The 13,343-nt window shown below is 44.8% G+C and carries 12 protein-coding genes; 5 read left to right on the top strand and 7 right to left on the bottom strand.

Features of this window, described 5'->3' with window-relative positions:
* Nucleotides 1–249: 249 nt before the first annotated feature.
* The 5 genes from ftsY to CHRO_RS11385 all read right to left on the bottom strand — a co-directional run bounded on the left by ftsY (nucleotide 250) and on the right by CHRO_RS11385 (nucleotide 4,587).
* Nucleotides 250–1,854 carry a signal recognition particle-docking protein FtsY gene (ftsY, locus tag CHRO_RS11405; RefSeq protein ID WP_015154361.1) on the bottom strand — a complete coding sequence of 535 codons (1,605 nt, stop codon included), beginning with the start codon at nucleotides 1,852–1,854 and terminating at the stop codon, nucleotides 250–252.
* A 70-nt stretch (nucleotides 1,855–1,924) separates the two neighbouring features.
* On the bottom strand, nucleotides 1,925–2,599 hold the full coding sequence (gene nusB, locus CHRO_RS11400) for a transcription antitermination factor NusB (RefSeq protein ID WP_015154360.1): 675 nt from the start codon (nucleotides 2,597–2,599) through the stop codon (nucleotides 1,925–1,927).
* An 81-nt stretch (nucleotides 2,600–2,680) separates the two neighbouring features.
* Nucleotides 2,681–3,358, bottom strand: coding sequence for a DUF502 domain-containing protein (locus tag CHRO_RS11395; protein WP_015154359.1), 678 nt, complete (start codon nucleotides 3,356–3,358; stop codon nucleotides 2,681–2,683).
* Nucleotides 3,343–3,696, bottom strand: a complete 354-nt coding sequence (locus tag CHRO_RS32070) for a hypothetical protein (protein WP_041462441.1) — start codon at nucleotides 3,694–3,696, stop codon at nucleotides 3,343–3,345. Before CHRO_RS32070 ends, CHRO_RS11395 begins: the two co-directional genes overlap by 16 nt.
* A gap of 9 nt (nucleotides 3,697–3,705) precedes the next feature.
* Nucleotides 3,706–4,587: an alpha/beta fold hydrolase gene (locus tag CHRO_RS11385; protein ID WP_015154357.1), complete on the bottom strand. Its 882-nt coding sequence runs from the start codon at nucleotides 4,585–4,587 to the stop codon at nucleotides 3,706–3,708.
* A 154-nt stretch (nucleotides 4,588–4,741) separates the two neighbouring features.
* Here CHRO_RS11385 and CHRO_RS11380 point away from each other — a divergent pair, with 154 nt between their 5' ends.
* Entirely contained in the window at nucleotides 4,742–5,569 is an 828-nt protein-coding gene (locus CHRO_RS11380) for an SDR family oxidoreductase (protein WP_041463043.1), read from the top strand.
* A 2-nt stretch (nucleotides 5,570–5,571) separates the two neighbouring features.
* Here CHRO_RS11380 and CHRO_RS11375 read toward each other — a convergent pair whose 3' ends face one another.
* A complete protein-coding gene (locus tag CHRO_RS11375) occupies nucleotides 5,572–6,318 on the bottom strand; it encodes a DUF3598 family protein (protein ID WP_015154355.1) in 747 nt (248 codons plus the stop codon).
* Nucleotides 6,319–6,461: 143 nt separating this feature from the next.
* Here CHRO_RS11375 and CHRO_RS11370 point away from each other — a divergent pair, with 143 nt between their 5' ends.
* The 4 genes from CHRO_RS11370 (at nucleotide 6,462) to CHRO_RS11355 (ending at nucleotide 12,385) form a co-directional block, all read left to right on the top strand.
* Nucleotides 6,462–7,949, top strand: coding sequence for a CIA30 family protein (locus CHRO_RS11370; protein WP_015154354.1), 1,488 nt, complete (start codon nucleotides 6,462–6,464; stop codon nucleotides 7,947–7,949).
* A 364-nt stretch (nucleotides 7,950–8,313) separates the two neighbouring features.
* On the top strand, nucleotides 8,314–10,881 hold the full coding sequence (locus CHRO_RS11365; RefSeq protein WP_219336134.1) for a TonB-dependent receptor domain-containing protein: 2,568 nt from the start codon (nucleotides 8,314–8,316) through the stop codon (nucleotides 10,879–10,881).
* Between the two features lie 588 nt (nucleotides 10,882–11,469).
* The gene (locus CHRO_RS11360) at nucleotides 11,470–11,682 is read left to right on the top strand and encodes a hypothetical protein (RefSeq protein ID WP_015154352.1); all 213 of its coding nucleotides are present in this window, start codon (nucleotides 11,470–11,472) and stop codon (nucleotides 11,680–11,682) included.
* A 241-nt stretch (nucleotides 11,683–11,923) separates the two neighbouring features.
* A complete protein-coding gene (locus CHRO_RS11355) occupies nucleotides 11,924–12,385 on the top strand; it encodes a hypothetical protein (protein ID WP_015154351.1) in 462 nt (153 codons plus the stop codon).
* A 28-nt stretch (nucleotides 12,386–12,413) separates the two neighbouring features.
* Here CHRO_RS11355 and CHRO_RS11350 read toward each other — a convergent pair whose 3' ends face one another.
* The gene (locus tag CHRO_RS11350; protein ID WP_015154350.1) at nucleotides 12,414–13,298 is read right to left on the bottom strand and encodes a shikimate dehydrogenase; all 885 of its coding nucleotides are present in this window, start codon (nucleotides 13,296–13,298) and stop codon (nucleotides 12,414–12,416) included.
* Between the last annotated feature and the right edge of the window lie 45 nt (nucleotides 13,299–13,343).

Raw genomic sequence — 13,343 nt, 5'->3', positions numbered from 1 at the left:
TTTAATTTTAATTTTGGATTTTACTAAAACTAAGTTAGTTGCTGCATTTTATTGACTTTTACGCATAAGCAGGAGCGATAGGTTAAGTTGAGATATCTTAACTTAAAATTCAATACAATTGCTGTCGAAGTATTACTGAATTTAGAGGGAGCAGAGAGCAGGGAATGAACAGGTGGATTCTTCCTTGTCTTCCTTGTCCCCCTTGTCTTCCTTGTCCCTTAGTTTTCTCTTTCTTCCCCCAGCCCCTAGTTACGTTCCGATCAGTGCTTCTACAAATTCGTAGCTAGAAAAAGGACGCAGATCTTCGATGCCTTCTCCAGCGCCGATGAAGCGAATTGGGAGATTGAGTTGCTGCACGACTGCTAGAGCCACGCCACCTTTAGCCGTGCCATCAAGTTTAGTTAAGACTACACCGCTGAGCTGAGCGGCTTGAGCAAACACTTCTGCCTGTCGCAAGCCGTTTTGTCCCAGGGTAGCATCGAGGACGAGTAAAGATTCTACACGGGCATCGGAAGCTTTTTTATCGACGATACGACGAATTTTACTCAGTTCGTCCATCAAGTTTTTCTTGTTTTGCAGTCTCCCAGCTGTATCGACGAGTAGTAATTCTGTGTTGCGTGCTTGTGCGGCAGCGATCGCATCAAATACCACTGCGGCTGGATCGGTATTTTTACCAGGGTTGGCAATTACTTCGACATTGCTCCTTGCGCCCCATACCTTCACTTGTTCCACGGCAGCAGCGCGGAAGGTATCCGCTGCCCCAATTAGGCAGTTATAGCCAGATTTCTGAGCGATATGGGCGAGTTTGCCGATAGTTGTGGTCTTACCTGCCCCATTGACTCCGGTAATTAACCAAATATTGAGTCTATCTTTTTCTGGAACAAAAATAGGGCTGCAATTTTGCAGGGGGCGATCGAGCATATCTCGGAGAATCTTTTTCAGATAAGCGATCGCGGCATCTGGGGGTAAGGCTGCTTGCTTGATCTGATTTTGCAAAGCTTCGATGATGTAATCCGTCGCTTCCACTCCAACATCCGCTTGCAGCAGCAGAGCCTCAATTTCCATCACTGCTGCTTGGTTCAGCGGTCCTTGACCGACAATTGATTTTAACTGGTTGACAATGTTACGGCGCGTTTTGCCTAAACCCTGCCGCAGCTTTTTCAACCAAGTAATTTCTTCGAGCGAAATATCTTCTGGTCGCCGTCCTTGCGCCGCCAGAACCTCTGCCGACCACAAAAATCCTTCATCAAAAGCAAAGTCAGGAGCTAGGTCTGTATCGGCTGTAGGTGTAGTAACTTCTGTCGCCGTCACTGGCTGTAATACTTCTGGTTCTGGTTCCTCGATCGCAGTTGCCTTTAGCCTCTCCAACCTTGCCTGACGCTCTGCTTCTGCTTTTGCCCAAAAAGGTACGCTCGCTGTTTCCTCCGGCGCAGTTGCTTCTGGTGTTATTTCCTCTACGATCGCTGATGCTTCTGTTGTAGCTATTTCCTCAGTCGAGATCGGTTCTGCTGGCGTGGCTGTTTCTGCCGTAACTGGCTCTTCCGTCTTGACAAGTCGCTCTACTTGTGTATCTAAAGCTTCTGCTTCGGATTCCGCTAACTCAGCAGCTTCCTCAGCTCCCTCAGCTCCCTCAGCTCCCTCAGCTCCCTCAGCTCTCTTTTCTGGAGCTTGCTGCTGCCTTTCTTGAATACTTTTATAGGCTGCTTTAGCAAAGCTGAGATAATCTACTGCTGCATCTTGAGCCGATTGTTCCTGGGATACGTCTGCTGGTTGCTCCGGTGCTGGAGTAGCAGGTTGCTCCTCTTGTGGAGTAGAAGATTCATCGTGTTTGCGGCGGAACCAGTTAAAAGGCATTGTCAGTTATCAGGGAACAGGGAACAGGGAACAGGGAACAGGGAGCAGGGAGCAGGGAGCGCACGAGCAGTCACTGTTGACTCTTGACTTCCGACTTCCGACTTCCGACTTCTTTTTGTTTTAAGCGATCGGTGACGCGGCGCAAAACGCCGTTGATAAATTTGTATCCTTCGTCTCCACTGTACCGCTTTGCGAGTTCTACTGCTTCATCGATCGCGACACTAACCCGATCTTGAAAACCTAAAAATTCAATTTCGGCTACTGCAATCCGCAGGATATCGCGATCGATCCGCGCCAGTCGATTTAATTGCCAGTCTACTAGAGCCTGTTCTAAAATTTCATCAATTTCAGCTCGGTTTTGATTGACTGTATTCACAAGTGTTAGTGCGTAACGGCGGACATCAAAATTTGGTTCTGCTGCCGTGGCTGATTGGATCGTCTCTGGTAGTTGCATGGCTGTAGCAAGGCGATTGATTGCACTTTGAGTCAATTGAATCCCATCCTGCAACATAGCTCTGGCTGTTTGGACATCGTTAGCACGGGTTTCGCTCGTCAAGAGGCGATCGTTTGCCCGCTGAACTTCTCCAGAAGCCGTCTCTAGAGCATCTTCTACTTCCGTTGTCAAAGTTCTGACGGCTGCAACTAACAAATTAGATAGTTGTTGCGCTTCCAATTTTTCTGAGGAATTAGGCAGTTGGCTCAAACTAAGCAGAGCCAATTCGCGAGCAATACTTCGTGCTTTCATTATTGGAAGGGTAATTGGTAGTTGGTAGTTGGTAATTGGTAGTTGGTAGTTGCTCGGCAGTGACTGACAACTGATAACTGTTCACTGATTAATCGCTTGTCCTTGGCGATCTAGCAAAAGTGGGGGTAGGGGCGCATTGGGGGAAACAATACCACCAGAGATAATGACTTTAAAGGCATCTTCAACGGACATGGATAGGTCGATCGCTTCGTCTGCTGGAACAATGGCATACCATCCGGTGGTTGGGTTGGGGGTTGTGGGAATAAATACGCTCAGCATCGGGCGATTCATGTGAGATTGAATTTCATGACTCATAATCCCAGTGACAAAGGCGATCGCCCATATACCCCGCCGAGGATACTCTATTAGAATAACGCGCCGAAACTTCCCATTAGAATCTTTAAGCAGGGTTTCGAGCAATTGTTTTAAGGTTTTGTAAACTGCTCCAGCTAAGGGAATGGCTTGTAATAATTGTTCTCCGAAATCGAGCAGCCAGCGTCCGGCGATATTGCGTGCCATTAAGCCGATCGCTAAAATGCACAGCAGCGGTACTGTTAGACCTACTGCTAAGTTGATGAGATTCACGAGGAAGGGGTTCATTTCATCTAACGGATTCAGTTGTTTGGGAATCCGCGTCAGAAATTCGATCGTCCAACTAGCAACGGCGATCGTCAGCCAGATTGTCGTAGCTAAGGGAATGACGACCAATAATCCTGCAATCAGGTCATTTTTTAGATCCTGTTTCAACCTTTCAAGCACAAGCTGCTGATTCTCCTTTGTCTGGCTATTGACTTTAGCAAGCCTCTTTTCCTGTTTTTCCCTAATTGGGGAGAAGCAATTTTATAAATAGGCATATCTCTATAATATTTTGTTGACTCTGTAAATAAATATTGCAAGTGGGAATTGGTAGTTGGTGGTTGGTAGTTGGTAGTTGGTAATGGGTAATGGGTAATGGGTGGTTGTTGCACCTGAAGCCCACCTGCTCCCCTGCTCCCCTTGTCCCCCTTGTCCCCCTTGTCCCCCTTGTCCCCCTTGTCCCCCCTTGTCCCCCCTTGTCCCCCCTTGTCCCCCTTGTCCCCCTTGTCCCTCCACTCCACGCATCACTCCTACAAATACTTCTGTAACAAGCCGATCGCGATTTCCGGGGTTTCTAAATGTGGTAAAACACCAGCATGGGCGATCGCCTCAAATGCAATAATCGATCGCAAATTCAGCTTTGCTAAGCGTCTTCCTAAGCCTATTTTGGTAAATTGTGCTTGCTCTCCCCATAAGATCGCTGTGGGTACGGTTAGCTGCGGTACGTACAAAGCCAAGTCAAAATAAAGATTAGCCTTGAGAAAAGCAAGGGCAGCGTATTCGGCATTAGGTTTTTGAGCAGAAGTGAGATAGGCTGCTACCATTTCTGGCGTGACTCGTTCTGGTTTGGCAAAGAGAAATTGTTGGAGAAAGTTACGCACAGAGACTTCGTTTTCTGCACCTATGGCATAAATTAGGCGATCGAGTAAGGGTGTACTAATTAACTGTAACGGTAGTCTGCGTCCCGCACCTTCGCCGAAGTCGTCAAACCCAGAGGGACAGATGAGCAAGAGAGATTGAAATAATTCGGGACGCTGAACGGCAAGGCGAATTACTAATGCTGCTGTTAAAGAAGAGGCAACTACCTTGATGGGAGGATGGCAAGCTTGAATAAATTCAGCGATTGTAGTGAGATAGTCGGCAATTTGATATTCCCGCACGGGATGCGCTGATTCGCCCCAACCAATTAAGTCGGCTGCAAGAATCTGGTATTCGCTGGCAAATGCAGGGTAAACTTTAGACCATTCGTAAGCTGAAGCACCGCCACCAAAGCAGTGTAGAAAGACTAGGCGAGGTAATTCATGACTGGATGAGGATAGCCAAGGTGCGGCTACCTGGGTGTAGTAAGTCATCGATCCTAAAGAGGTGGCGATCGCCTGTTTTCCAAAGCCAGGGGGCTGAAATTGATTCATGTTAATTTGAATTTGAACGCGCTTGATTTCGACATTTTGACTTTTGTACGGGCGGGCTTACCAAAAAACTCTGACTCCGACAAAGATTTCGGGTGAACCCGCCCCTACGAATAACTTTTGACTTTTGACTTTCTAGAGAGATTGAATGCAAACTATAAAAGTAGCAATTATAGGCTGTGGTTATGTCGGTAAGGCGATCGCGCGTCACTGGCAGCAGGATGGTAAATATCAGATTACCGCAACCACGACAACTCAGGCACGGATGAGCGAGTTAGAACAATTAGCTCAGCAAGTTGTCATCGCTAAAGGAGACGATGAAGCCACTCTCCTGTCAGCCATCCAAGATCGAGATATTGTCATTCTGAGCATTGCGCCTAAATTTTTTGCAGCTGATAGCTACGAATCTACTTACCTACAAACTGCCAAGAATTTAATTCAAGTTTTGCCACAAACTGCTGTTAAACAAATTATTTATACGGGGAGTTATTCTGTTTACGGCAATAAAAATGGGGCATGGGTAGACGAAGAATCACCTTTAACGCCAGCAAATCAAAACGGACAAGTTTTGGCAGAGACAGAAGAAGTATTGCTCTGCGCTGCGAGTGACAAATTGAAAGTCTGCATCTTACGCTTGGGCGGAATTTACGGTGAAGGGCGGGAGTTGACAAAAATCTTCAGTCGTGCATTTGGTACAACTCGTCCAGGGAACGGGCAAACCTATACGAATTGGATTCACCTTGACGATATTGTCGGCGCGATCGCCTTTGCCGCAGAAAGGCAATTAGAGGGAATTTATAATTTAGTAGGCGATGAACCCCCATTATCTCGCGATTTGTTGCAAAATTTGTGCGATCGCTATAACCTGCCTCAAGTGTTGTGGAATCCTGAGTTATCGGAAACCCGTCTATACAATGCCAGGGTATCGAATCGGAAACTCAAAACCGCAGGATACAGTTTTATTCACCCAGAAGTTTTGATTTAGGGCTAGACATGGGTAAATTCTGCAAATTTCAAGTTTTGAAAGGCTCCTGTCTCGTCATATGCAATTGTAATCTGTTGCAGATAACTTGAATTAACCAACCAAGTAGCAGCGATTACAATTGGTTTGCCTACCTCAACTTGTCTGGGACAACTTAAAGAAATCTCGTCGGGAAAAAAGAACGATTCGTTCCCTTCTATCTGCCAATTTAAGTTAGCTGGAACTGCCGGAGAAACTTTTAAATCGGGTGTCATCGTAACTGAAGTCCCCGCCCAATTTTCACTCAGACTTCTTTCCGATACTAAATCAAGATTGGTAGACCAATGTTGACTGGGAAAGCCTGTAGAGTCTTCGCGAATACTCAATATTTTAGTTAAGTTAGTACCATCTGTATAAGCCGCGATCGCGCTATGGCGTAAGTTTTTGTGAATGAAAAATAATTCTACTGCAAAAAAAGAGGCAGCTACTAGCTTCTCAGCATGAAAAGCCCCAGCACCTTGAGGAAAAAAAATCGATCTAAGAAATGGCTTTTGTAACTGCCAAGTTTTTTCCTCGATTTTCCCATCGGCATAAATATATCGATTTGTATGTGTAATTTGAGTTTTTTCTAAGTTGGCGCGAAAACTTCTCAAACTTTGAAACGAATCTTTGACCTCTCCTTGAGCAGAATAACTCGTCCAAATTCCATGCCAATCATGTAAATGGTGAGCGCAAAAGTTATTCCAATTTTGTTCTTGAATGTCTATCGGCATAATTAAACTCTTAAATCTTTATCCTCATACAAATACCGCGATCGCCCTACTTCATTCAAGATTTATACCAAAGGCTTAATCATCTTGGCGCTGTTTGTTACCAAAATAGAGATAGCTGCTCGCAATCTGACTAGGAACAAGCTATGACAGAAAAAAATCGTGCTGGCTGGGATGCAGGTAGGTTCATCCGCACTTTAGCCTATTTCGAGGCGATTCCTGGCTGGAGTTGGTTAAAACAGATACTCCCAGGTGTGGCTGACAAACCCGAAAATTATTTATCTGGAGGTAAGCAAGTGGGAGTTATCCTAGTCGCTGGCGCAACGGGTGGTGTAGGTAAGCGAGTCGTACAACGGCTGTTAGAAAGAGGATACCAAGTGCGATCGCTCGTCCGAGATAAAGATAAAGCAAGCTCGATTTTGGGCAACAATGTAGAAACCTATGTCGGCGATATTACCCAACCAGAAACCCTAACACCAGCAATGATGGCAAACGTCCGTGCTGTCATTTGCTGTACGGCGGTGCGGGTGCAACCAGTGGGCGGCGATACCCCAGACAGAGAAAAATACAATCAAGGCGTTAAATTCTATCAACCCGAAATTGTCGGTGATACTCCAGAACGGGTGGAATATTTGGGGGTAAAAAATTTAGTCCAAGCGGCGGCTCAATATTGGCAACAGAACCCAAGTGGGGAAAAGATCGTCTTTGATTTTAGTCAACCAACTCCCCAATTACAGCAAATTTGGGGTGCTGTGGATGATGTTGTCATGGGTGGTGTCAGTCAAAGCGAGATTCGTTTTGTGGAAGGGACGGCTTTATTTACAGGTAATGTTTCTACAGCCAACTCTGGCGGCTTTGCTTCTGTCAGGACAAAAAATTTTACTTCGCCACTAGATTTATCCGGCTACGAAGGCGTGACGCTGCGAGTCAGGGGAGATGGTAAGCGCTACAAGTTTTTCCTGCGCACGGAATCGAGTTGGGATGGAATGGCTTATTCGTATTCTTTTGATACCGTAGCCAATGAGTGGATAACGGTACGAATTCCATTTAACCAGTTAACAGCAGTATTTCGAGCAAAAACAATATCAGATGCTCCGGCGATCGATACTACCAAAATTCGCTCGTTGCAATTAATGTTGAGCAAATTTGAATACAACGGCGAACTCAATCCGCAGTTTTCTCCTGGTGGTTTCGCGTTGCAAGTCGAGTCAATTGGCGCGTATGGTAGTGCAAGACCCCAATTTATTCTAGTCAGTTCCGCTGGTGTCACTCGTCCCAATCGCCCAGGAATTAACTTAGAGGAAGAACCGCCAGCCGTGCGTTTAAATGACCAATTGGGAGGCATTTTAACTTGGAAATGGCGTGGTGAGGAAGCTGTGAGAGAAAGTGGCGTTCCTTATACAATTATCAGACCGTGCGCCCTGACAGAAGAACCTGAAATACAGCCTTTGGTTTTCGACCAAGGGGATAATATTAAAGGTAAAGTCAGCCGCGATTCAATTGCCGAACTCTGCGTTCGAGTCGTGGAGCAACCCCAGGATGGTAACTTGACTTTTGAAGTCAAAGCCGATCCGAACTACGGTGCTTTTTCTGCTAATTGGCAGAATTTGTTGGCTCGTTTAAAACGCGATTGATAGCGGTTTTCGATTGGGCAAAACACACGATCTGTAGGGGCGCACAGCTGTGCGCCCCTACAAATGTCACGCACGCAATCGAGAATTGCTATGAGAGTTACGCGCCGGAAGTCCGAGATCTCGATCCCCCCTAACCCCCCTTAAAAAGGGGGGAATTTTATACTTTCTGTGAGATTATCTCTATTTATTGAGAAAATTTCTTGCCGATTTTTATTAGCCGAGTAGTATTATTGAAAATTAGTTTCAGTAAATTTACTGGCTAAAAAGCGAGTATTTACTTCAAGATCGCGCAAAATCGAATCTTGCATCTCTCCAAAGGAGTAAATCAGCAAGTCACATGATGGTTTGTGAGCGAGGAGTTATTGTGTCAAATTTGCAATTACTATCTGTACTAAGCTTAGTGGGCGCGATCGCCACGTTCGCCCCCGCGATCGCTCAAGCGCAACTTGCATCAGTATCCACTTATACTCAAAACGCGCCCCAAGAGCAGCGTAGCGGTGCAGAGAAGGCAATCGAGGTAACGGGTGTACGACTGAATTCGACTCCTCAAGGGCTAGAACTTATCCTAGAAACGGCAGGCGGGCAGCAATTGCCAGTGGCTACACCTACGGTTGACGACAATAGCTGGATTACCGATCTTCCTCAAACAAGGCTGGCGTTACCAGAGGGAGATTATCGGGCAGAAAATCCAGCCCAGGGAATCAGTCTCGTTACAGTGACTCAGATTGATGCTAATCGTGTCAGAGTTCAACTCGTGGGAGAGACAGCAGCACCCATAGCAGAAGTTGTACCAAGTCAAAACGGCTTGGTTGTTACCGTTGCGCCTGCAACCGCGCAAACTCCAACAGAAACAGAGACGATTACAGAAGGCGAGCCAGCACAGGAAATTACCGTGACGGCAACGCGGACGGCAGAAGAACCGCAGGACGTACCGCGATCGGTGACGATAATTAACCGCGAACAAATTGAACAACAAACAAGACTGTCCCAAAATGTAGGGGAAATTCTCGGTAAGTTGGTTCCTGGCTTAGCAGTTCCAACTCAAAGCAGCAGTAACTTTGGGCAAACTCTACGGGGGCGCAACATACAAGTTTTAATTGATGGCATTCCGCAATCAACTTCGCGAAATGCTCAGCGCGATTTGCGCACGATCGATCCTTCGGCGATCGAACGAATTGAAGTGGTAAGGGGTCCTTCGGCGATTTATGGTGATGGTGGAACGGGTGGTGTCATCAATATCATCACGCGCACGCCAAGCGAGGAGAGGTTAGCTTCTCAGACTCAAATTGGCATAAGTGGAGCTTTGGGAAATTTATCAGGCGATAGTTTGGGTTATAACCTGCAACATGCGATTTCTGGCACTGAGGATAATCTCGATTTTGCCATAAGTGGTTCGCTGACGACTACAGGTGGTTTTTTTGATGCCGAGGGCGATCGCATTCCTCCCGATCCGAATGCTCAAGGTGGTTTTTCTGATGCGGAAACACTCAACTTTTTTGGTAAGTTGGGCGTAAATTTAGACGAACAACAGCGTCTCCAGTTGACGTTCAACCACTTCGACGACAGCCAAGATACGGACTTTACTACCGATCCCAGTGTCAACTTGTTACCAGGCAGACAAAAAGCTCGCACTCTAGAAGGATTGAACTTAGACGAGCTTCCAGGTACGAGAAACACGCTGCTGAATTTGCAGTACAGTCACGAAAACCTGTTGGGCAGCAACGTGCAGGCTCAACTGTACTACCGAGATTATTTAACTGAGTTCTTTCCATTTGACGGTAGAAATTTTAGTAACTTGGGCAACCAGATTTATCAGTCGCGGGTGGAATCGGAAAGGTTTGGCGGACGCTTACAAATTGAAACGCCTTTATTTAACAAAGGGGCAGCGAGATTGTTGTGGGGTGTAGACTACTTTAACGAAGATACCGTGCAACCAGTGACAACCTTCGATCGCGCTGCTTTTGCAGCCAGTGGAGGTCTAGATTTTCTCCCTACAGGCGAACGGACTTGGACACCACCGCTAGAACTCAATAGTTTGGGTTTATTTGCCCAGTTAACCTGGGATGTGAGCGATAGCTTTATCGTCAACGGCGGTGTGCGCTACGAAAATGCTGATGTCAGCGTGGATGACTTCACGACTTTAGCCAATCCCGATACGGTGATTCCTGGGGGCGATCTCAATTTTGACGCGACGCTGTTCAACATTGGTACAGTATTGTTCTTGACAGAAGAGATAAACGTATTTGCGAATTTCGCCCAAGGTTTCTCGCTAGCAGATATCGGCTTAGTTTTAAGAAATGCTCAACCAGGATTCGATGTCGAGTCACTCAATCCAGAACCGCAGCAGGTTGATAGCTATGAAATTGGTGTGCGCGGGCAGTGGGAGACAATCCAAGGGTCTTTATCTGCTTTCTACAACGAGTCGGAATTAGGTACGACTTTTACCGCACCAGGAACCATACTGCGCGCCCCAGAACGGATTTATGGTGTAGAAGCTGCTGTAGACGTGCAACCAAGCGATCGCACTTCACTTGGTGGTTCTGTTACTTTACAAGGGGGTGAAATCGATCTGGCTGATGATGGAGAATATACAGCTTTAGATGGCTTTCGGATTCCGCCTTTAAAAGTTGTAGCTTATGTCGAGAATGAAACTTCCCCAGGTTGGCGCAATCGTCTTCAAGCATTATTTTCTGGCGATCGCGATGTGTTTGGTGACAGCGTTGCTTTTGGGAGAAGGGAAGTAGAAAGTTACTTGACTGTAGACTACATCAGCAGCATTCAACTGGGAGATGCTGGAACTTTACAAATTGGAGTGGAAAACTTGTTCGACAATCAATATTTCCCGATTGTGTCCCAAATTCAAGCTAACGATTCGGCTTATTCTGCTGCTAGAGGTAGAACTGTGAGCATTAAATATTCGATTGATTGGTAAAAACTCAGGACGTACTAATCTACGCTTCTAGACCCACTTGAGCGATCTAATTTTAAATTTGGGATTTTTGATTCAAGAAAACATCGTAAATCCCAATTTCTAATAAATATTTTTAGCTTTTCTGTATCAATAAGAATTTTGAACTGCTAAGTCAATAGCAATTCAAAAAACTAAAACTCTGTGTTAGCAATACAAAACAATCTGTACTGTTCAGTATTGTTACTTGCTTCTTCCTAACGGCTTATAACTAAATTAACTACTTTTTGGCGCTTCTTCCTCTAACCAGAGAGAGGGAAATTTTAAGTTAAAGCGTGATGAAATATACTATAGCAATCTTAGATGGATCGTGAAATCGATTGTTCGTGTAGAGACGTTACATGTAACGTCTCTACACGAGGAAGAACGTGTATAAATCATTTTTAAAAATAATTGCTTTCTTTTGTATTCAAATAAACACAGCAAATTACATCAAAATCTCTCATAAGTATTAGTGAGATCGTCTATAAGACTGAAATTAACTGGTCAACAACTTGTGGCGATCGCGGCTATGATAAAGTACCTATGTACTTCGATCGAGCGAGGAAAATTATGTTCGACGTAGGAGAGTATGTTGTTCATCAGAATACGGGACATACAGGTAGGGTAATTGGTTACGGACACCAAATACTCAACGGCGTTTACGTAACAACACTTAAAGTACTAGTGCATGATGCTGAAATTATTGGTAGGCGGGGAGCCATAGAAGAAGATTTATATTCAGCATGGATTGAGTGTCAGATTTCTAACAATTCTCTTTTTTAAAGTTAGTGAGTATGGTGGGCAATGCCCGCCATACTATAAAATCTATTGCTAGTTAATCCCCGTTATTTCATAATAGATTGCCATGCTTGAATAGTACTAAAAATTGAAGTTATATTTTTAACTCAGTAGTCATTGTTGTAATAAATACAGATAAATTAAATTGTTTTTCTCCCCTGAGCTAGTTACTAGTCAAAGCAATATTGCTTTACTTTTTACTTCAGTGATGTATGCAAGCAGAATCATGACAGATCTTAAACAATTTCTGATGTCTCATTTAAGTAGCTTGCAAGGACAGATAGACAATGAAAACGATCTATTAGCATCTTGGGGTAGTAGTTGGCAGAAACTTAATTTAGAACAAAAAAAGCTGGTAAGTAAAGTTTTTCACAAACCAGTCTGCCTGACAGTTAAGTTTATTAGTGTAGAAAATTTGATTGACAATATAAAAATTGAACCTGAACCAACTAATCTAATTAATCGGAAAACGGGAGCTATTTGGGTATTAACTTTTAAGCAAAAACACTTAACAATAAGCGTACCTAACTTTAGCTTTCCAATTTATTCTTGTAGTCCGACTCAATTTAAACCAATCGATCCAGAAATGAAAATAGACATTGAATTTGATGAAGATTACCAAAATCAGAACTTACTGATGCACTTGTATGCTAAAGGTGAAAAGCGGGCTACTTTTGAAGCTCTTTAAAAGTGAGTAGTGAGTAGTTGCAGAATCTCTATAGTTGTTGTTGCAGTGCTTGGCGCATAATCTCTACAGGAACGGGTTGTTGTAACCAAATTTTTAAAGCAGCCGCGCCTTGTTGCACTAGCATTTCCAAGCCATCAATAGTCCTTGCACCTTGTTGCTGTGCCTGTTGTAGAAATAACGTTGGACGAGGAGTATAAATTAAATCGTAGGCGATCGCACCTTGTTTTAATACTGCCATCTCACTTAAACTCAAAGGCGATCGATCGACATGAGGATACATACCGATGGGCGTTGTATTCACCAGTAAATCGGCACGGGCAATTAAATCCGGTAGCTTATCCCAAGTATAGACTTGCAAGTTAGCTTGAACTTGAGAATTACTCCAACTCGTGTAAAACTCCTGTAACTTTACCTCATTACGCCCTACGACACAAATTTCCGCACAACCCAGCTGAGAACAACCCGCTACTACAGCCCTAGCTGCACCACCATTACCGAGAATGACTGCTATTTGTGGGGAGTCGGGAGAATCGATTTTTGACTTTTGACTTTTAACTTTTGACTTTTCCAAAAGCGGTGCGAGAAATCCTTCCACGTCAGTATTAGTTCCTGCCCACCCTTCATCTGTGCGCCAGACAGTATTAACTGCGCCTACTGCTTGCGCTACGGGAGAGACTTCTGATAGAAAGGGCAAAATTGCCTGTTTGTGAGGAATGGTGGCGTTAAAACCGACTAAACCAATCGCTGCAAAACCTTGGAGGGCAGCAGCTAAATCTTCTGGTTTTACGGGTAAGGGGAGATAGACATAATCTAATCCTAAATGGGCGATCGCGGCATTGTGCATCGCGGGTGAAAGGGAATGTTCCACCGGATGTCCAATTACGCCAAGTAGTTTTGTTTTACCTGTAATCATCAAGAAAGTGAGTCGTGAGTAGGGAAATCACCAACAACCAACTAC

The sequence above is a fragment of the Chroococcidiopsis thermalis PCC 7203 genome (genome assembly GCF_000317125.1).
GTDB lineage: Bacteria > Cyanobacteriota > Cyanobacteriia > Cyanobacteriales > Chroococcidiopsidaceae > Chroococcidiopsis > Chroococcidiopsis thermalis.
This window is presented reverse-complemented; position numbering and strand designations above follow the sequence as displayed.